The following is an 18,509-nucleotide window of genomic DNA, read 5'->3' as shown; positions in this document are numbered from 1 at the left end:
AACACTGAGGTCGCTGCATGCCATCCGTTATTTCCACCGACATCCTGATTGTCGGCGCCGGAGTCGCCGGCCTCTGGCTGAACGCGCGCTTGCGCCGCCAGGGGTTTTCAACCGTGCTGGTGGAAAGCGCCAGCCTCGGCGGCGGGCAGAGTGTCAAATCCCAGGGCATCATCCATGGCGGCGCCAAGTACGCCTTGCATGGCGCCCTGACCGGTGCCTCGGAAGCCATCGCCGACATGCCGCGCCGCTGGCGCGAAGCCCTGAAAGGGGAAGGTGAACTGGACCTGTCCGGTGTGCGTATGCTTTCCGACGCCCATTACCTCTGGTCTCCCGGCACCCTGGCCGGCAACCTCACCAGTTTCTTTGCCAGCAAGGCTGTGCGCGGACGGGTCGATCAGGTCAAGGGCGATCAACTGCCGCCGGCCCTGCAAGACAAGCGCTTCAAGGGCAAGGTCTATCGCCTGGCCGAACTGGTGGTGGACGTGCCCAGCCTGATCGCGCGCCTGGCGGAACTGGCCGGCGACAGCCTGCTGGCCGGGCAGCGCATCGAGCCATTGCGCGAAGCGGGTGAGCTGGTCGGCCTGAAGGTCGACGACCGCGAGATCCGTGCCCAACGCATTATCCTCAGCGCTGGCGCGGGCACCGCTGACCTGCTCAAAGCCCTGGGCCTGGACAAACCGGCCATGCAGACCCGGCCGTTGCACATGGTTTTGGCCAAGGGGCCGAGCCTCAAGCCCCTTTACGCCCATTGCCTGGGCGGGGGACCGAAGCCGCGCGTCACCGTGACCACCCACCCGGCCGCCAATGGCCAATGGGTCTGGTACCTGGGGGGTGACCTCGCCGAAGGCGATGCCATCGCCCGCGAACCCGCCGAGCAGATCGCCGTCGCTCAGAAAGAACTTGGCCAATTGCTGCCGTGGATCGACCTCAGCACCGCGCAATGGGCCACGCTGCGGGTTGACCGCGCCGAACCGTTGCAGTCGGGCCTGACCCGCCCGGACAACGCCTTCCTCGCCGAGCAGGATCGTCTGCTGGTGGGTTGGCCGACCAAACTGGCCCTGGCCCCGGACTTCGCCGATCGGGTGGTCAATGCGCTGCAACGCGATGGCATCCAACCCAGTCACCCTGCCCCCTTGCCGGAGCTGCCGAAGCCGCCGATGGGCGTGCCTGCCTGGGAGCAACTGTTGCCATGAGCCAACCGACCCTGCATGACCTCTATCGCCCCTTGGGCCATGATGGCCCGCGGGTCTCCCCGTTGGGCCTGGGCACCGTCAAGCTGGGCCGCGACCAGGGCGTCAAATACCCCAACGGCTTTCGGATCCCCGATGACGACGAAGCGCGCATGTTGCTCAAACAGGCACGCGACCTGGGTATCAACCTGATCGACACCGCGCCGGCCTATGGCCGCAGCGAAGAACGTCTCGGCCCGCTGTTGCGTGGCCAACGCCAGGACTGGGTGATTGTCAGCAAGGTCGGCGAAGAATTCAGCGATGGCCAGTCACGCCACGACTTCAGTGCCGCCCATACCCGCTTCTCGGTGGAACGCAGCCTCAAGCGCCTGGAAACCGACTATATCGACCTGGTGCTGGTGCATTCCGACGGCAACGACCTGGCGATCCTCAACGACAGCGAGGTCTACCCGACCCTGGCGGCACTCAAGCGCGAAGGCAAGATCGGCGGTTTCGGTTTTTCCGGCAAGACCGTCGACGGCGGCTTGAAAGCCTTGGAGCAAGGCGATTGTGCGATGGTCACCTACAATCTGAACGAACGAAACGAAAAGGCGGTCATTGACTACGCCAGCGAGCACGGCAAAGCGATCCTGGTGAAGAAAGCCCTGGCCAGCGGTCACGTCTGCCTGAGCCCGGGCGTGGACCCGGTCCGTGCCAGTTTCGAACTGTTGTTTGAGCATCCCGGGGTCGCCAGTGCTATTGTCGGCACCATCAATCCGCTGCACCTCGCCCATAACGTCGCGACCGTAGCCAAGGTCCTGCGTAAAAACTGACGCCGCCCTACGCGGCCTTAAGGAAGGAGCCGACATGCCGCGTACGCTCATCAGAAAGAATCCAAGCAACTTCAAGACCCTGCCCCTGTTCGTCGAAGCAACACCCGAAGGCCTGACTTACCAGAGCGTCGGGATGCCACTGAATTTCGCCCAGACCTTGCAGCGCCGCCGCCCTGTCGCGGTGGCCGATGCCGAGCGCTTCTCCCTGGAGCTGGCCAACCTGGGCGTCTCGGTGCGCCTGACCCTGCATTGGCAGAACCGCGATTACTGGGTGCTGGTGCGCCAACGCCGACAGGATCGCGGCGACGTGGTGCTCAAGCTGATTTCCGGCTACGTCCCGGCCCATGAACTGAACCTGCCGCTGCTCACCGCCATCAGCGAGATCGCCGAAGAATGCCTGCTGGAAACCCCTGAAGGCTGGCTTGGCGGGCGTTTCAACGACACCTGGCTGCCGGCCCCCTACGCCACGGCCCTGCATTATCGCGAAGCCTTGCCGTTTCGCCTGACGCCGCTGTCGGGCTCGGCCCGCCCGGTGCGCAGCGCCAACCTGCAACTGATCGAGCGGCCACGGGCCTACGTGCACCTGCCGACGGCATCACTGCAACTGATCTATGACTTACGCCTGGATGTGCCCAGAGAAGCCAAGTCCCTGAGCCTGTTTCACGTTGATGAGCGCCTGGAGGGCGATCAACTGGTTGCGCGCCTGGACCGCAAGCGGCCTGACCTGTACCTGATGCCGCTGCAGGATGGGCAGCCCTTGCCTGAGCTGTACACCTTGAAAAAGGATCAGTTGTACCCGGCCAGCACTCGGGGGCTGTACCTGGCGGAAAGTTTCGCCCGACAGGATGGCTGGCTGGTGCGCGACGAGCGGATTCGCTGGAAGGACTGGCTGCGCCAGCAAGGGCTGACACCACCGGGCAAGGAGTCGGGCCTGACCCGACTCAAGGGCAAGGCCCGGCAATTGCTCAAGAAGATCGTGCCGCGCAAGGTGGCTCGTTAGTTACAGCAATTGGAACGCTTCTGTGGCGAGGGAGCTTGCTCCCGCTTGGGTGCGCAGCGCCCATAAAAAAGGGGTTGCTGCGCAACCCAGCGGGAGCAAGCTCCCTCGCCACAACAGCCGCCAGGCCCTACAAACTGCGGCTCAGTTATTGCGGATCTTTTCCACAATCGCCGTCGTCGAGCTGTTTTCCACCAGCCCCAACACCTTCACCGTACCGCCGTAGGCCGTGACGATGTCCGCGCCCACGACCTGATCGATGCCGTAGTCACCGCCCTTGACCAGCACATCCGGCTTGACCTGGCGCAGCAGGTTTTCCGGCGTGCCCTCGCTGAAGCTGATCACCCAGTCCACCGCGCCCAGGCCGGCCAGGACCGCCATGCGCCGGTCGACGCTGTTGATCGGGCGACCCGGTCCTTTGAGACGGCTTACGGACGCATCGTCGTTGACCGCGACGATCAGGCGATCGCCTTGGGCCCTGGCCTGCTCCAGGTAGGTCACGTGGCCAGCGTGCAGGATGTCGAAGCAACCGTTGGTGAAGACGATTCTTTCGTTGTGAGCTCGGGCGTCGTCAACGGCCAGCAGCAGTTGTTCCAGGCCCAGCACGCCTCGCTCGGAGCCTTCCTCGCGCTGGATGGCGCGGCGTAGCTCGGGAGCGCTGATGGCCGCCGTGCCGAGCTTGCCAACGACAATGCCCGCCGCCAGGTTCGCCAGGGCTACCGCGTGGGGTAATTCCTCGCCGGCAGCGATCGCCGCGGCCAGGGTGGAAATCACGGTATCGCCGGCACCCGTCACGTCGAACACTTCGCGGGCACGGGCCGGCAGGTGCAACGCGGGGTGATCAGGACGCAGCAGGGTCATGCCGTGCTCGCCACGGGTCACCAGCAAGGCACCGAGGTCGAGGTCCTGCATCAACTGCGCGCCTTTGCTCACCAGGTCGTGCTCATCGACGCAACCACCGACGATGGTTTCGAATTCGCTGAGGTTCGGCGTGATCAGGCTCGCGCCACGGTAAATGGAAAAATCCTTGCCCTTGGGGTCGGCCACTACCGGAATACCACGGGCACGGGCAGCCTGGATCAGCACCTGGTGGTTTTTCAACGCGCCTTTGCCGTAGTCCGACAACACCAGGACCTTGATACCTTCGAGCAGGTTGTCGACCTCGGCACCGAGGGCCAAGGGATCAGTGGCGAACGGCTCTTCGAAGTCGATACGCAGCAATTGCTGGTGACGGCTCATGACCCGCAGCTTGACGATGGTCGGTTGGTGCGCAATGCGCTGGAATATCGCCCGCACACCCGCCCCCTTGAGGCTGTTGGTCAGGCTGTCGGCAGCCTCGTCGTCGCCGGTCACCCCCACCAGGGAGGCCGGCGCACCGAGGGCGGCGATGTTCAGGGCAACGTTGGCGGCACCACCGGGGCGATCCTCGATGTGCTCGACCTTGACCACCGGTACCGGGGCCTCAGGGGAAATCCGTGAGGTACCGCCATGCCAGTAGCGGTCGAGCATGACATCGCCGACCACCAATACAGGGGCTTGATCGAATCGCGGCATGGACAACTTCATGGAGCATCCCACATACAAAATGAACAGGGCCGCGATATTAGCACAGGGTTGGCGAAGGCTTATCCATGGCTGCAAGGCGACCCCAGGATGCGCGCTCGATCAAATCTGCAGCAACGCCGACAGCCGGGCACAGGCCTCGGCCATTTCCACCTCGCTGGTATCGATCGCGCAGTCCGGCGCGAGTGGCTCCTCGTAGGGACTGTCGAGCCCGGTGAAGTTCTTGATCCGCCCGGCACGGGCTTCGCGGTACAACCCCTTGGGGTCACGCTGGGCACAGACGTCGAAAGGCGTACTCACATAGACTTCCACGAAGGTGCCTTGGGCAAACAACTGTCGAGCCGCTTCCCGGTCGGCGCGAAACGGTGAGATGGCCGCAACGATGACGATCAGGCCGGCGTCGACCATCAGGCGCGCCACCTCGGCAATGCGGCGGATATTTTCCTTGCGGGCCTCGGCATCCATGCCCAGGCCCCGGCACAGCCCCTGGCGCAGGTTGTCGCCATCGAGCAGGGCGGTGTGCAAACCCTGCTGGTTGAGTTGCACCTCCAAGGCATTGGCCAGTGTCGACTTGCCCGCCCCCGACAGTCCGGTCAGCCAGATACAACGTGGGCGCTGGGCTTTGATGGCAGCCCGATCCTCGGGCGTGAGCGCCTGCGCATAAGGACGAATCTGCACCTGTTGCATCGATACCTTTGACGTTTCATTCATAACCAAGCATCTCGTAGTCACGTTGGTACACCCGCCGCACCAGCCGACGGGTCCGTACCGAGCAAATGTCCCGTACCGGCACCACGACGCGCTGGCGGGTGCGGTTCACATGGGGCAACGTCGCAGCCAGCCCCAGGTGCTCGCACACCCGCTGATAGTCCCGCTCCAGGTATTCCTGATAACCGATGAAGTCCAACGCCAGGTGGCCGAGGGAGTCGGTGAGGAAATCTGTCTGCGCAGCGAAATGCAATTGCCGGGTGATGTTCTCCGGATGCAGCCAGCGAACGACAAAATCGTCGAAGTCGCGGTATTGGCCGACCAGTTTCTGAGCCGCATGGTCGCGCGACCCCAACGTGTTGCCCCGCAGGAAAGCATAGGCCGAATATGCACGTTCCAGCGGATCACGGACAAAGGCAAACTTGAAACTGGCGGCGTACTGCTGCGCAAACTGCTCTTCGTACCAGTACAACGGCAGGTGGCCCGGGCTGTAGCCATCGAAAAGCCCGACGCAAATACTGCTGCCGGCGCATTTTGGCACATGGATGAACAAACAGCCGCGTTGGGCGAAAGCTTCGGGAAAACGGCAATTGGCCGACATCGATTTGTTCACGACCTGTCGGTCGACAACCGACAGGCGCCCCAACAGAAAGGAACGCTGCGACTTGGGCAGTAGCTTCCAGAGATAGCGTTGCAACATTCAAGCACCCGCGCGAGAGGGATGGCCCCCTCGATGACTAAGTTGGTCCAGGAAAAGTCCTGTGGCCAGACCTTAGCAGTCACGAGTCGCGGATTTATTGTGGGTTGGTCAAGGCGGGTAAGGATTTCGATACAAACTTGTGGGAGCGAGCCTGCTCGCGATGGCGTCGGAACATTCGACATCGCCGCCCCGGAGACACCGCTATCGCGAGCAAGCTCGCACATTGGTACTGGCTGCACACAACATTTGTGTCCCACAGTTGATCGAAGCCGGCCGAGAGAAACAGGCCGGCTGTCACAGCCTGGAATCCGAACTCAGGCGATATTCTCGGCGGGGGCGTCCAGCCCCATGGCGTGAAGACGCGCGTAGTAGCCGTTCTGCGCCAGGAGCTCGCCATGGGTTCCCCGCTCGACGATACGGCCCTGGTCCATCACCAGGATCATGTCGGCTTTTTCGATGGTCGACAGACGATGGGCGATGACCAGGGTCGTACGGCCTTTCATGACCTGATCCAGCGCGGCCTGGATATGCCGTTCGGATTCGGTGTCCAGCGCCGAGGTGGCCTCGTCGAGGATCAGCAGCGGCGCGTTCTTCAACAACGCCCGGGCAATGGCCAGGCGCTGGCGCTGGCCGCCGGACAGTAACACGCCGTTTTCGCCGACCTCCGTGTCCAGGCCATCGGGCAACTGCTCGATGAAGTCCATCGCATAGGCATCCCGAGCCGCCTTTTCAATGTCGGCCCGTGGCGCACCGGCCAGGTCACCGTAGGCGATATTGTTGGCCACCGTGTCATTGAACAGCGTGACATGCTGGGTCACCTGGGCGACATGACGACGCAGGTTACGCAGGCGGTAGTCTTCGATTTCCACGTCGTCGAGCAGAATCTGGCCGACCTCATGGTGATAGAAGCGCGGGATAAGGCTCGCCAGGGTCGATTTACCACTACCTGAACGGCCCACCAATGCAATCATCTGTCCGGGTGCCGCCGTGAAGCTGATGTCCTTGAGTACCTCGCGCTCAGCGTCGGGGTAGGTAAAGCTCAGGTTGCGCACATCGAGACGACCACTGACCCGCTCCTGCTCGACGGTCCCCCTGTCGATCTCCGGCTCGACATCCAGTTGCTCGAAGATGCTCTCGGCACCGGCCACGCCTTTCTGGATGGTGGAGCTGACCTCCGAGAGTTGGCGAATCGGCTTGGGCAGCAGGCCAGCAGCCGTGATGTAGGCCACCAGGTCACCGGCCGTCGCGTCGCCGCGCAGGAACAGCACCAGGAACATCAGGGCCGCCATGGCGGTGTAGATCACCAACTGCAACATCGGCGTGTAGACCGCGCCGGTGCGAGTCATGCGCAATTGCTTGTCGGTGTTGCCCTGGCTGGCGTTGGTAAAGCGCTGCTCTTCATAGGCCTCACCGCCGAAGCTGCGCACCACTCGGTAGCCCTGGATGGTCTCGGAGGCAACGTGAGTCACGTCGCCCATGGCCACCTGGATCTTTTTGCTCTGCTTGCGGAATTTCTTGCTGGTACTGCTGACCATGACCGCGATCAGCGGCAGGATCGCCAGCATCACCAGGGTCAGCTTCCAGTTCATCCACACCAGGTAGGCGAAGAGGAACACCACGGAGAGACCTTCGCGGATCACCACCTTGATGGCATCGGTGGCAGCACCGGTGACCATGGTCACGTTGAAGGTGATGCGGGAAATCAGGTGCCCGGAATTGTGGGTGTCGAAATAGCGATTAGGCAGCACCAGCAACTTCTTGAACAACTCGACCCGCAAGTCGTGCACCAGCCCCAGGGAAACCTTGGCCAGGTAATAGTTGCCCAGGAACGACCCCAGGCCCTGCCAGGCAGCGATCAGAACGATCAGCAGCGGCACCGCCATCAGCAGTTTCAAATCCTTGAGGTACGGCACGTTGGGGAAGAGCACCGCATCGGGGTTGCTCAAGCCGTCGACGAAATATTTGAGAATCCCGGCCAGCATGGGCTGGGTCGAGGCAAATATCACGAAACCCACGATACTCAGCAGAAAAATGCCCGCGTAGGGTTTGACGTATCCCAGCAACCGAAAATAGATCTTCAGGCTGGAATCCTGTTCCGCTTTGGGCGGTGCGTCACTCATCGTCGGGCTCACTGGTTAGGAAGAACGCGGAATTTTATCACAGCCACCGGCATTGGCCTGCGCCCAGGTCAAAACGCTGGCCAGACCAATCGGCAGCCAGGTAATGAACCATTCGGCGCGGGGGGTTCCGGTCAGGCTCGCAGCGTCGAACTGCATCGCCAGGAATGAAAACACCCACATACCGAGCACGCCCCGGCCCAGCAGGCTTTCCCGGGCGCGCCAGGCTTCGCGCAGCACGGCGAACCAGACGATGCACCACAGCAGCAGCCCCGGCAACCCGAGTTGAATGGCGACATGGCTGAACAGATTGTGGGCGTGATCGAACTTGAGGCCGTGGACGATAACCCGGTAATCAGCCGCCACGCCAAGACCGCCCCATGGGCGCTCGGCAATCATGTGCAGGCTCGACATGAAAATCTCGGGCCGATAGGAAGCACCGCGCGCCATGACCAACGGCTCGAGCAACCAGAAAGTCAGCATTGCCAGCACCAGGGTCGTGGCGGCGATAATCCGGACCCTCTGGTCCCGACAATAGATCGGCATGGCCAGTACGCTGAGCAGCAAGGCCAGCGCAGCGCCGCGACTCTGACTCGCCACGACGAATATGCCCAACAGCGCCAAGGCCACGACCCAAAGCACTTGCAACCCCAAATGACGTGGCATCCAATGCAACATCCAGATTGCCGCCAACCCGATCACGTAGCCGCCAAGGATTGGATGAGACAACTCCCCCAACCCTTGCAGACGCACATTCCAGTGATGGTTCGCATACCCATAGAAATGGATGATGGCCAACAAGGCCGTCAGCGCAAGCCCCAGGCCGCCCCATTGCATGATACGAATCACGCGTTCGGGCTGACCGTTGGCAAAGATCGGGAAAAACAACAGGAACGCCAGGATGTAGAGCAATCGCTTGGCCTCGCGGGCAGGCTCTGCCACTTCGGCCCAGGCCAGTGTCACCAGGGCCCAGGCCATCAGCGCCAGCAGCGCCGTGTAGATCACGCGTTGGGCACGCCATACCTCCGCCAACCGATGACGGGCCGGCCAGGCGAAGACGATCACCGGCAGCCAGACAAATACAACCAACCCCTGTTGATAAATCTTGTTAGTCGGTGCCAGGGCTATCGCCAGCAAAAACCATAACAAGCCAAAGGCCATCCAGCCCTGTGCCCAACGTGTTGCCTGCATCTAACGCTCCTAAACGGTCTACCAGCCAAACCGGCATGGTGAAAACAAAAACTTTTGGGCATCATGGCCCGCCACGGCACCGGTTCTTTCAACAAGGTTTCCCTACGATGCAATCCTCACGGCTTCCCCAAGCCGCTTTGAATCAATTGATTGAAGGCGCCAGCATTCTGGAGGCCGACAGCTACGGCCCAAAAGTCTATCTGCTGCAGGATGGGAATATCCTCAAGCTGTTTCGCCGCAAGCGGCTTTTTTCTTCGGCCTTGCTGAGGCCTTATTCAACGCGATTCATCAATAATGCGGCCCGCCTGCAGAAGCTCGGCGTACCGACCCTCGAAGTGCTGGCCTTCTACAAACTGCAAAAACCCGGCATGACCGCCGTACTGTATCGACCGCTTCCTGGTAAAACCCTGCGTCAATTATCAAGTCAGGAAAACTTCAGCTGGCAGCATACCCTTCCAGCGCTTGTCGAGTTGATCCGCAGCCTGCATGCCAGCGGTATTTATTTTCGCTCGCTGCATCTGGGCAACATCGTCGTCACGCCTGAAAACCAACTGGGGTTGATCGATGTGGCCGACATGCGCTTCCTGCGCTCGCCACTGCCACGCTATCTGGCACGTCGCAACTTGCGGCATTTCGCTCGTTATATTGCCCGAGAGAACCTGAACGGGAGCTTTCCGATGCAAGCATTGGAAAATGCCCTACTGACTGCCTGAGATCAACTGCCGGGCGACCTGGCTGAAGCTCGACCAGGCCTCGTCAGGGGCCAGTGCCCGGTACTGAGCCGCTGCGACCGTATCGGCCGAAGCCTGCGCCGCTCGTTCGATCGCCTCGCTCCAGCCACTTTCGTCGTTGGGCATCGCGTACCAGCCGGTGTCGCCCAGTTGTTCACGAAAGACCGCAAGTTCGCTGGCCAGCACCGGGACACGAGCCAGGACAGCCTCTTGGAGGGTCAGTCCAAGGCCCTCGTCCAGGGACGGGATCAGCACCCAGTCAAATGCCCGATAGAGCGTCGCCACATCCTCCAGATGCCCCACCAGCAAGACTTTGTCGACCAGATCCGGCCGGGCGATCCTCGCTTGCAGCGCTTCGCGCCTCGGTCCCTCGCCGACAATCACCAGGCGCCAATCGGGGTGGTGGATCGCCGCCCGGCCAAACGCCTCCAGCAGACAGGCGAACCCCTTGCTGTCCACCAGCCGTCCCACCGCGCCAAATATCCGCGTCTGCGAGTCTGGTAGACCCAGTCGGGCACGTGCCGCTTCGCGAGACAGCAGCGCGGCCTGGAATTGCGCCGGATCGAACGCGCTACGCAGCGCAGCGACCTGCATGCCCAACTCGTCCTGGAGCGACATCGCCAGGGTCTGGGAGACCGCAGCCAGGGTCAGGCGGGAGGCAGGGAAGCCGCGCAACAGCTCGCGCCCCGCAGGATTGAGCCGTGTCGCGCCATGGAAGATCACCACTACGCGGATCTGCGGCATGACCTTGAGGACCGGCAACAGGGTACGGGCCACACCGATGCCATCGAGCAATACCACACGCGCATCGCTGTCGAGCAACGCCTGACGGAAACGATTGTGCATCAGGGGTTTTAGCAGACGCCAAACGTGTCGACCCTTGAGCCGGGCCGATGTCATATTCCACTCAAGCGCCGCCCCGACATCAATCTGGCAGGCAGCCGCCGACCCCTGCAAGAGCCATGTCTTGACAGGCATCGCTGGTTCCATCCGCGAGAGAATCTGATTATGGACCTTGTGTACCGAAGCGAACGGTGCACCGCCCGCCCACATGACATTGATAATGCTCATCGAGCAGCAAACCTTTTATCGCGGACCAGGATTCATGCTTCGCGGCATTCAGTAGTTGATAAGCCAGCCAATGCAGACCCCGAGCAAGAGAACCAGGGACAACTTGACTTGCTCGCGGCGCTTGCGGCGGGCCTTGCGCTGGCGCTCCACGGGTACTTCCACATGCACCCCGAATCCGGTATGCAAAACAGCATCCCCTTCGAGCGTGACCGCCGTCAAGTTCAGTTCGGCATAACGAAGCGACAAGGCTTTTTCACCGCCGAAACCGGCGAAAGGGGCACACAGCCGATACTCCTTCAACCGCCGCAGGCCAGGATTGAGGGAGAAGCTTTGCCATTCGGGCTTGTCTGAAATCAATGGATAACAGGGCACGCCGCCGATGACTTCACGCTCGCCCAGGCGAATGTAGGGACTGTGCACGCACAAATCGTAGACATAGTTACGCAACCACACCTGAAGAATATCTGGCCGTTGCTCCAGGATCGTGCGCGAATCTTCCACGAAGGCCGGGCGATAGAACGCCCAGTCATCTTCACAGTGAAAGATATAAGGCGTCTTGACGTGCTCGTACGCCAGGTCGATCGAAGCCAGTTGTCCCAGCTTCGGTCGATTGACGAAGGCCGTCGTGCGGTCCTTCCAGTGAGCGGGAATGACCGCATGTACGCCTTCGTCGCCGGCATCTTCGGTAATGAAGACCTCACGGATCGGCGCGGTGTTGAAACGGTCGAAGCTCTCCAGGGTCTGCTTGAGCAGGTCGAGCCGGCCGCAACTGGTTACCACCAGGGTAATGTCACTATCGTCGGAAAACTGCACTGAAATACCATTTAGTCAAACGCCATCTGAACACCGGATGGCTCAACGGTTCGTATCAAACGCCCAGTTTCAGGCGCAATGTTTCCAGCAGATTCAATGGGGCACGAGGCCGCAGCGGCGGCTCCAATGCTTCAACGATTTTCTGCCCGATGCGCGCGAAGCTGAACTGTTCAAGCGCCAGCTTCTGGCCGTTGTGCGCCACACTGCGCGCCAGCTCGGGGTCGGCGCGCAGCCGGGAAAGTTTTTCCTGGAGCTGTGGGATGTCACGGTACAACACCACGTTGTGCATGTCCTGCAACCCCAGCGCCCGCGCCTCCTCGACGCCCTGATCGAACGCCAGCAGCACACAACCGCAGGCCATCGCTTCAAAATTCTTGATCATGAATTCGCCCATGCCTACGTCGGCACTGACGAAAAAACGGATACGGTTAAGGGTTTCGCAATACTCTTCGCCGGACTTGGTCCGGGTCACGACCAGCGGCTCAACGCGCCCCAGCTCATCCAGCAGGGCCTTGCGACCACTGTAGGCGACACTGTTGGTGCTGCCGACGAAGGCCAACTCGATGTCCCGCTCACGCCCCTGATCCTGCAATAACGACTGATCGTAGCCCTTGGGCACGAAAACCGCATCGAAACCTTCGCCACGCAGACGTTCGGTCACCATGAAGCCGGAGCTGATCACCCGCACCCACGGCAGGCGACGGTAATGCGCACTGAACTTGCCGGTGTATTTGCACGGGATGTAATTCTGGTAGGCATCGTGCTCGAGGATCACCAGGTTGGGGATCGTGCGGATGAAACCAGCCTGGCGGATCTCCTGCTTGAAACGCAGGAAAAACACGATCCGGTCATAACGCGATACATCCACGTGGCGGCGGAAATATCCCCGCAGGTTGCGTTGTTCCTTGCTGTCGAGCCAGCGCAAGTCGCACTCGCAATGAGCGGCCACGCCTTCGTAGAGTCGGTCCAGGATGGCCCGCTGTTCTTTCTGCACCAGAAACAGAACTTTCATCGTTTTCCTTGCGGCACCGAACGACTTGATAAATAACCGGAGGCCGGTTTGCGCCGTAGCGCAAAGCCTCCCCACCTTGGACCGTTACAACCGCCAGAACAGCTCATGGCGACGCACAGCCTTGCGAAAAAACTCGTTCTCGCCATACGGCGAGCCCGTGCGCCCGGCCAGCAGGCGCTGGATGCCACGGCGCAAGCGTCGCTTGAACGGCGCGCGCGGTTGCAGGTCATGCATCATGCCCAGCGCCATGGCCTTGTCGCGCTGTCCAGGCAACGCCAGCGGCAGGCTGACAGGCTGCATCGGCTGGGCCGGCTCGAAATACGGCGGCAACGCAATGCCTGTGCCCGCATCCCCCATGGGCCAGCGATCATTGTCGTGCAGGTGATTGGCGTAGCCCAACAGCGTGGTCGGTTGCCACTCCAGGCCTTCGAGGGCTTGCAGGACGGCATGATGGGCGCAGAGATGATCGGGGTGCGGATCGAGGGTCGGATGTGGCAATACAATGACTTCGGGACGCGCCTTGAGCAGCAGTTCGCGCAGGTCCGCCAGCAGGTTGTTCCAGGTCGGCGCGCCGTCGGCATCGCCCGGCAAGGTGAACGGGTTCAACTGGCGGAACAGCCGGATATCGCTCAGGCCAGCCTCGCGAGAGCCTTGTGGTTGGCTCGGCGCCGCCTGCATGGCCGCCAGTTGCAGGCAGAAATACCCCAACTGCACACAGTGCGCTTCAGGCACCCCAGCCCAACGCGGTACGGCAATGCTGTCCCAGGCGCGCAAACGGCCCTTGAGCCGCGCGGCCTCGACACGGTCCAAGCCCATCTGTTGATAATGCTCAGCTTCGATTTCACCGGCGGTCAGCGTCACAATCCAGGTTTCGTCTGCCTGGCTGTACAAACCATAGGCAGCCAGTTCCGCATCATCGGCGTGAGGGGCGATGACCATCACCCGCTGGCGCTGGACTTGTGGTGGCGCGAAAGACCACAGCGTCGGCTCGCCCAGCAAACGGCAATGGCGCCCACGCAGACGCAGCTCGCCCCGGGACAACGCCGGACCCTGCTCGCTGAGGTTGAGATAGCGCAGGCCATTGACCCCGCGCTCGAAAGTTTGCAGGTCCCTTTCGCCGCCCGACAATTCGACGAGCGGGTCGATAAAGCGTCCCAGCCAAGTGCTCTTGATCCGCAGCGCGAGGATCAGCGTCGCGCCATCGTCCAGGATCACGCCTTCGTCCAACCGTAGCCGCCCGGCATTCAAATGCACCTTGGGTTGCTGGGTGAACGGCGGGAAGCTGTATTGGTAATCGTCCCGGGGCGAATAGAACAAGTGATCGGCGAACCACGCCTCGTGGGCGATCCAGCCCAGCACCGCCAGTACCAGGGGCAGCCACCAGGCCACCGCGACGCCCAGCGACACCAACACCACCAGGGCGAATAACAACCCCACGCGCTTGTTGCGACGGTGGCGCCGGAGCAGCTGTTGCTTGCGACTCATGGGCGGGTTCATACGGTAAACACCGGCACGGGGTTGCACCAACGGTCCTTGTATTCCCGGTCCGCCCGGCCGAATGAAAAACGCAACGGCTTGCCGGCGGCACGAGCATGTTCCCAGGCGCTTTGGGTGTTGAGGAAGCTCAACACGCTGCCAGGGCTGAATTCGCGGGTCTGCGGGTCGACGCCACCGTTGATGTACTCGACGCTGATCCACTCGGGCGCTTCGACGCGATACACCAACTGGATGGCAATCGGCGCATCGTTGAGAAAAATCACCGAGCCGATCAACCATTCGCGCAGCAACTCGATCACCTCGCCCATGCGCTCGGCACCGGTGGCCGCAAAGCCCCAGCGACGCAGGAACAGGTCACAGTAGATCGAGGCCAACTCGGCGCTGGAAAACTCGTCGACCGGCCGTACCACCCCGCCCGCCTCTTCCAGCAAACGCAACTCGCGGCGCTGGTTGTAGCGAAACTTCTTGGACAGTTCTTCCGGCGTGCGGGCCATGGCCAGTTGTTCCTGCTGCAACTTCAAGCCGCTGAAGCGTCCCTCATTGAGGGCCGACAGGTAACGTCCACGATGCCGCAACGGGGCTTGTGCATCGGGCGCCGCCGGCAGGATCAGCTCGGCATTGCCCAGGTCGAACAGGCCCTTCTTGCCGCTGCGCTTGAGCACGTCTTTGGACAGCGCCAGGTCGCGGCCCCAGGTCGGTATGGCGGCCTTGAGTTCGCCATCCTGCTCGAACGCCAGGTAGCGCACGGGAATCCCGGCCAGGGCCGCCAGGCGCTCGACCACCAAAGGATGGGTCGCCACACTGCCGCCAAAACGCTGCCAGGCCTGGGCATAAATCGACGCATCGACAGCGGTCCAGCCGCGCTCGCGCCAGCCTTGGAATCGGTTGAGCATCAGGCCCTCGGCGCCAGTTCGGTGACTTGGGGCAAACGCCAGAATGCCTCGCGTACGGCGCGATCCGAGAAGCGTTCGCGCAAGCGGTCGAGCATCAGCTCGGCGCATTGGCGACGCTGCAGATCGTCCATGGCCGCCAGGTGTTGCAGCCCCTGGGCCATGTGCTCGGCGTCGCCCAGCGGAAACAGGATGCCCACGTCCTCGACCACTTCCTTGGCGCCGCCGCAGGCCGTGGCCAGCAACGGCACGCCAGCGGCCATGGCTTCGAGCAGCACCATGCCGAACGGTTCGTGGTCGGAGCTCAGGGCGAACACATCAAAAGCGCGGAAATAACGGCGCGCCTCGGGCACCTGGCCAAGAAACAGCACGCGATCAGCAATGCCCAGCTCACGAGCCAGTGCCTTGAGATCCTGCTCCAGACGGCCCTTGCCGAGAATCGCCAACTGGCTGTTGACCGGCAGATACTCCAGTGCCGCGGCAAAGCCGCGCAACAGTGTGGCCTGGTCCTTGTCCGGGTGCAGACGGCCAACATTGCCGACAATCCAGGCGTCCGTATCCAGCCCGAGCGTATGCCGCGCCTCCTCCCGGGAGACTTGGCCGGCCTGGGCGGCATCGAGGTCGATGCGGTTGTAGAGAGTCTGGATCCGCGTAGCCGGCCATTTCGGCAGGCAGCGACGCATGTCGTCACGCACCGCATCGGACACTCCGAGCAGGCTCAGACGCTTGCGAAACACATGGGCGAACAGCCGGCGTGTACGCCGCTGGTAGTCACCAAAGGCATGGTGCACGCCGATCACCGGCAGGCGCGTGCCCAACAGGGCGATGTAGATCGGCTTGAAGCGATGGGCAATGCAGAAACTGAAATTGCGTGAGGCGGCGATCTTGCGCAGATCGCTGATGGCACCCAGCTTCAGGCCGCGAACGGCACTGGAGCTGTACTCCATGAACAGCACCTCGTCCGAGGCACAGCCGGCGGCGACCTCAGCATCGGCCGCCCCAGTGAGAAACACCGTGGTCACGCGATAGCCAGTGCCCGCGAACAGGCTGGCGTACTGACGGGCGCAGTCGAGGAACGGCCCGTCATAACCGTGGCAGAACTGCAGCACATGTCGCTCAGCCGAGCGTGTCATAAGCGTCCACGCCGTCTTTGACCACCAGGATGTCTTCCATGATCAGGTACTGCAGGTCGGAACCATAGAACATGTTCAGCGCGTCGGTCGGCGAGCAGATCATCGGTTCGCCACGACGGTTGAGCGAAGTATTCAGCGACACGCCGTTGCCGGTCAGGACTTCCAGCGCCTTCATCATGTCGTAGTAGCGCGGGTTGTATTCACGCTTGAGCACCTGGGCCCGGGACGTGCCGTCTTCATGGACGACTTCCGGCACGCGGGTTTTCCATTCTTCGGCCACTTCGAAGGTGAAGGTCATGAACGGCGCCGGGTGGTCGACCTTGATCATCTGCGGCGCGACGGTGTCGAGCATCGACGGGCAGAAAGGCCTCCAGCGCTCGCGGAACTTGATCTGTTCGTTGATGCGATCGGCCACGCCGCTGGCGCTCGGGCAGCCAATGATCGAGCGACCGCCCAGGGCACGCGGGCCAAACTCCATGCGCCCCTGGAACCAGGCCACCGGATTGCCGTCGACCATGATCTTGGCGATGCGCTCAGGCGTGTTGTCGATCTTGCGCCATGCCGGCTTGCTCGGATGGCGGGCGCATGCAGCGATCACGTCTTCGTTGCTGTAGGCCGGGCCGAGGTAGACATGTTCCATCTTCTCTACCGGCACACCACGGGCGTGGGACACATAAGCCGCCGCACCCACCGCGGTACCGGCGTCACCGGAAGCCGGTTGCACGAACAGCTCCTTGACGTCGTCGCGGGCGATGATTTTCTGGTTCAGCTTGACGTTCAACGCGCAGCCGCCGGCGAAAGCCAGCTTGCCGGTTTCCTTGAGTACGTCGCCCAGGTAGTGATCAATCATTTGCAGCGCGAGCTTCTCGAACAGCGCCTGCATGCTGGCCGCGTAGTGAATGTACGGCTCGTCGGCGATGTCGCCTTCGCGTTTCGGGCCGAGCCACTCGATCAGCTTCGGCGAGAAGTAGAAACCCTTGCCCTTCTCTTTATAGCGACGCAGGCCGATCACGTTGGCATAGTCGGTGTTGATCACCAGCTCGCCGTTTTCGAACGAGGCCAGGCGCGAGAAATCGTACTTGCTGGCATCGCCGTAAGGCGCCATGCCCATGACCTTGAATTCACCGTCGAGCATTTCAAAACCGAGAAACTCGGTGATCGCGCCGTACAGGCCACCCAGGGAGTCTGGGTCGAAGAATTCCTTGATCTTGTGGATCTTGCCGTTTTCGCCGTAGCCGAAGAAGGTCGTGGCGTATTCGCCCTTGCCATCGATGCCCAGGATCGCGGTTTTTTCCTGGAAGCCCGAGCAGTGGTAGGCGCTGGAGGCGTGGGCCAGGTGGTGCTCGACCGGCTCGATCTTGATTTTTTTCGGATCGAAGCCCAGTTGCTCCAGGCACCAGACGATCTTGCGGCGATAGCGCTTGTAGCGACGGTTACCCATCAGGATCGCGTCGAGGGCGCGGTCCGGGGCGTACCAGTAACGCTTGGCGTAGTGCCAGCGAGCCTCGCCGAACAGGCTGATCGGGGCGAAGGGAATCGCCACCACGTCAACGTCGGACGGCTTGATGCCAGCCTGTTCCAGGCAGAACTTCGCCGACTCGTAGGGCATGCGGTTCTTTGCATGTTTATCGCGTACGAAGCGCTCTTCCTCGGCCGCCGCGATCAGCTTGCCGTCAATGTACAGCGCTGCGGAAGGATCATGGCTAAGGGCGCCGGACAGGCCAAGAATCGTCAATGCCACAGGGGTCTAGCCTCTTATGTCTGCATACGGGCGACAAGCGCCGCGAAAAATTGATGTGCCGCGCGCCAAGGGTGCGGGGCAGCTAAAGGGCGGGATTATAGCTTAAAAGCGGCCTTAAGCCTCTAGCGGTGAGTGGCGAGCGTACAGCACACGATTGCCTGGCGCTTGCAGGGCAGCGTACCTGTGGCGAGGGAGCTTGCTCCCGCTCGGCGGCGCAGCCGTCGTAAACCGGTTGATGCGGTTTTCCTGCGGGAATGCGCCGGCCTTTTTGGGGCTGCTGCGCAGCCCAGCGGGAGCAAGCTCCCTCGCCACGGTGCATCGGCGACCTCACGTGAACAGCACG

Annotated in this window: 16 protein-coding genes; 4 read left to right on the top strand and 12 right to left on the bottom strand. The window is 62.0% G+C overall.

Going from position 1 to position 18,509, the window contains the following annotated elements; all coding sequences use genetic code 11:
* Positions 1-17: 17 nt before the first annotated feature.
* The 3 genes from PBDP_RS02830 to PBDP_RS02820 are packed head-to-tail and all read left to right on the top strand — an operon-like array spanning position 18 to position 3,002.
* Entirely contained in the window at positions 18-1,193 is a 1,176-nt protein-coding gene (locus PBDP_RS02830; protein WP_212801788.1) for an NAD(P)/FAD-dependent oxidoreductase, read from the top strand.
* A complete protein-coding gene (locus PBDP_RS02825; protein WP_109752129.1) occupies positions 1,190-2,002 on the top strand; it encodes an aldo/keto reductase in 813 nt (270 codons plus the stop codon). The genes PBDP_RS02830 and PBDP_RS02825 overlap by 4 nt, the downstream gene beginning before the upstream one ends.
* Positions 2,003-2,036: 34 nt before the next feature.
* Positions 2,037-3,002: a metal ABC transporter ATPase gene (locus PBDP_RS02820; protein ID WP_116834024.1), complete on the top strand. Its 966-nt coding sequence runs from the start codon at positions 2,037-2,039 to the stop codon at positions 3,000-3,002.
* A 141-nt stretch (positions 3,003-3,143) separates the two neighbouring features.
* Here the strand turns inward: PBDP_RS02820 and hldE are convergent, their stop codons facing one another.
* The 5 genes from hldE to PBDP_RS02795 all read right to left on the bottom strand — a co-directional run bounded on the left by hldE (position 3,144) and on the right by PBDP_RS02795 (position 9,278).
* Positions 3,144-4,565, bottom strand: a complete 1,422-nt coding sequence (gene hldE, locus PBDP_RS02815; RefSeq protein WP_109752363.1) for a bifunctional D-glycero-beta-D-manno-heptose-7-phosphate kinase/D-glycero-beta-D-manno-heptose 1-phosphate adenylyltransferase HldE — start codon at positions 4,563-4,565, stop codon at positions 3,144-3,146.
* A 99-nt stretch (positions 4,566-4,664) separates the two neighbouring features.
* A complete protein-coding gene (gene cysC, locus PBDP_RS02810; protein ID WP_212801787.1) occupies positions 4,665-5,273 on the bottom strand; it encodes an adenylyl-sulfate kinase in 609 nt (202 codons plus the stop codon).
* Positions 5,266-5,970 carry a sulfotransferase family 2 domain-containing protein gene (locus PBDP_RS02805; protein ID WP_212801786.1) on the bottom strand — a complete coding sequence of 235 codons (705 nt, stop codon included), beginning with the start codon at positions 5,968-5,970 and terminating at the stop codon, positions 5,266-5,268. Before PBDP_RS02805 ends, cysC begins: the two co-directional genes overlap by 8 nt.
* A gap of 314 nt (positions 5,971-6,284) precedes the next feature.
* Positions 6,285-8,090: a lipid A export permease/ATP-binding protein MsbA gene (msbA, locus tag PBDP_RS02800; RefSeq protein ID WP_109752123.1), complete on the bottom strand. Its 1,806-nt coding sequence runs from the start codon at positions 8,088-8,090 to the stop codon at positions 6,285-6,287.
* 15 nt (positions 8,091-8,105) lie between these two features.
* On the bottom strand, positions 8,106-9,278 hold the full coding sequence (locus tag PBDP_RS02795; protein ID WP_109752122.1) for an O-antigen ligase family protein: 1,173 nt from the start codon (positions 9,276-9,278) through the stop codon (positions 8,106-8,108).
* Positions 9,279-9,385: 107 nt separating this feature from the next.
* Between PBDP_RS02795 and PBDP_RS02790 the strand changes: the two genes are divergently transcribed.
* On the top strand, positions 9,386-9,991 hold the full coding sequence (locus PBDP_RS02790; protein WP_116834023.1) for a BUD32 family EKC/KEOPS complex subunit: 606 nt from the start codon (positions 9,386-9,388) through the stop codon (positions 9,989-9,991).
* Here PBDP_RS02790 and PBDP_RS02785 read toward each other — a convergent pair.
* From PBDP_RS02785 to PBDP_RS02755, 7 genes are all read right to left on the bottom strand, one after another.
* Entirely contained in the window at positions 9,977-11,080 is a 1,104-nt protein-coding gene (locus PBDP_RS02785; protein WP_109752120.1) for a glycosyltransferase, read from the bottom strand. The genes PBDP_RS02790 and PBDP_RS02785 overlap by 15 nt on opposite strands.
* A 48-nt stretch (positions 11,081-11,128) precedes the next feature.
* Complete coding sequence (locus PBDP_RS02780; protein ID WP_109752119.1) at positions 11,129-11,893, bottom strand: glycosyltransferase family protein; 765 nt, start codon at positions 11,891-11,893, stop codon at positions 11,129-11,131.
* Between the two features lie 55 nt (positions 11,894-11,948).
* Positions 11,949-12,905 (bottom strand): glycosyltransferase family protein, encoded by a 957-nt coding sequence (locus PBDP_RS02775; RefSeq protein ID WP_109752118.1) that lies wholly within the window; start codon positions 12,903-12,905, stop codon positions 11,949-11,951.
* Between the two features lie 84 nt (positions 12,906-12,989).
* On the bottom strand, positions 12,990-14,390 hold the full coding sequence (locus PBDP_RS02770) for a PIG-L deacetylase family protein (protein ID WP_212801785.1): 1,401 nt from the start codon (positions 14,388-14,390) through the stop codon (positions 12,990-12,992).
* 8 nt (positions 14,391-14,398) lie between these two features.
* Positions 14,399-15,295 carry an antimicrobial resistance protein Mig-14 gene (locus PBDP_RS02765; RefSeq protein WP_116834021.1) on the bottom strand — a complete coding sequence of 299 codons (897 nt, stop codon included), beginning with the start codon at positions 15,293-15,295 and terminating at the stop codon, positions 14,399-14,401.
* Positions 15,295-16,425, bottom strand: a complete 1,131-nt coding sequence (locus PBDP_RS02760) for a glycosyltransferase (RefSeq protein ID WP_109752115.1) — start codon at positions 16,423-16,425, stop codon at positions 15,295-15,297. The genes PBDP_RS02765 and PBDP_RS02760 overlap by 1 nt, the downstream gene beginning before the upstream one ends.
* Positions 16,409-18,166 (bottom strand): carbamoyltransferase family protein, encoded by a 1,758-nt coding sequence (locus PBDP_RS02755; protein ID WP_109752114.1) that lies wholly within the window; start codon positions 18,164-18,166, stop codon positions 16,409-16,411. The genes PBDP_RS02760 and PBDP_RS02755 overlap by 17 nt, the downstream gene beginning before the upstream one ends.
* Positions 18,167-18,509 lie beyond the last annotated feature (343 nt).

The sequence above is a fragment of the Pseudomonas sp. St290 genome (assembly GCF_018325805.1).
Classification (GTDB): Bacteria; Pseudomonadota; Gammaproteobacteria; order Pseudomonadales; family Pseudomonadaceae; genus Aquipseudomonas; species Aquipseudomonas bijieensis.
The sequence above is the reverse complement of the archived record's forward strand: the minus strand, read 5'-3'. Positions and strand labels throughout refer to the sequence as shown.

Bases quoted from the DNA above. Each gene is read 5' to 3' on its own strand.
- PBDP_RS02830 (WP_212801788.1), top strand. From the start codon at position 18: ATGCCATCCGTTATTTCCACCGACATCCTGATTGTCGGCGCCGGAGTC.
- PBDP_RS02825 (WP_109752129.1), top strand. From the start codon at position 1,190: ATGAGCCAACCGACCCTGCATGACCTCTATCGCCCCTTGGGCCATGAT.
- PBDP_RS02820 (WP_116834024.1), top strand. From the start codon at position 2,037: ATGCCGCGTACGCTCATCAGAAAGAATCCAAGCAACTTCAAGACCCTG.
- hldE (WP_109752363.1), bottom strand. From the start codon at position 4,565: ATGAAGTTGTCCATGCCGCGATTCGATCAAGCCCCTGTATTGGTGGTC.
- cysC (WP_212801787.1), bottom strand. From the start codon at position 5,273: ATGAATGAAACGTCAAAGGTATCGATGCAACAGGTGCAGATTCGTCCT.
- PBDP_RS02805 (WP_212801786.1), bottom strand. From the start codon at position 5,970: ATGTTGCAACGCTATCTCTGGAAGCTACTGCCCAAGTCGCAGCGTTCC.
- msbA (WP_109752123.1), bottom strand. From the start codon at position 8,090: ATGAGTGACGCACCGCCCAAAGCGGAACAGGATTCCAGCCTGAAGATC.
- PBDP_RS02795 (WP_109752122.1), bottom strand. From the start codon at position 9,278: ATGCAGGCAACACGTTGGGCACAGGGCTGGATGGCCTTTGGCTTGTTA.
- PBDP_RS02790 (WP_116834023.1), top strand. From the start codon at position 9,386: ATGCAATCCTCACGGCTTCCCCAAGCCGCTTTGAATCAATTGATTGAA.
- PBDP_RS02785 (WP_109752120.1), bottom strand. From the start codon at position 11,080: ATGAGCATTATCAATGTCATGTGGGCGGGCGGTGCACCGTTCGCTTCG.
- PBDP_RS02775 (WP_109752118.1), bottom strand. From the start codon at position 12,905: ATGAAAGTTCTGTTTCTGGTGCAGAAAGAACAGCGGGCCATCCTGGAC.
- PBDP_RS02770 (WP_212801785.1), bottom strand. From the start codon at position 14,390: ATGAGTCGCAAGCAACAGCTGCTCCGGCGCCACCGTCGCAACAAGCGC.
- PBDP_RS02765 (WP_116834021.1), bottom strand. From the start codon at position 15,295: ATGCTCAACCGATTCCAAGGCTGGCGCGAGCGCGGCTGGACCGCTGTC.
- PBDP_RS02760 (WP_109752115.1), bottom strand. From the start codon at position 16,425: ATGACACGCTCGGCTGAGCGACATGTGCTGCAGTTCTGCCACGGTTAT.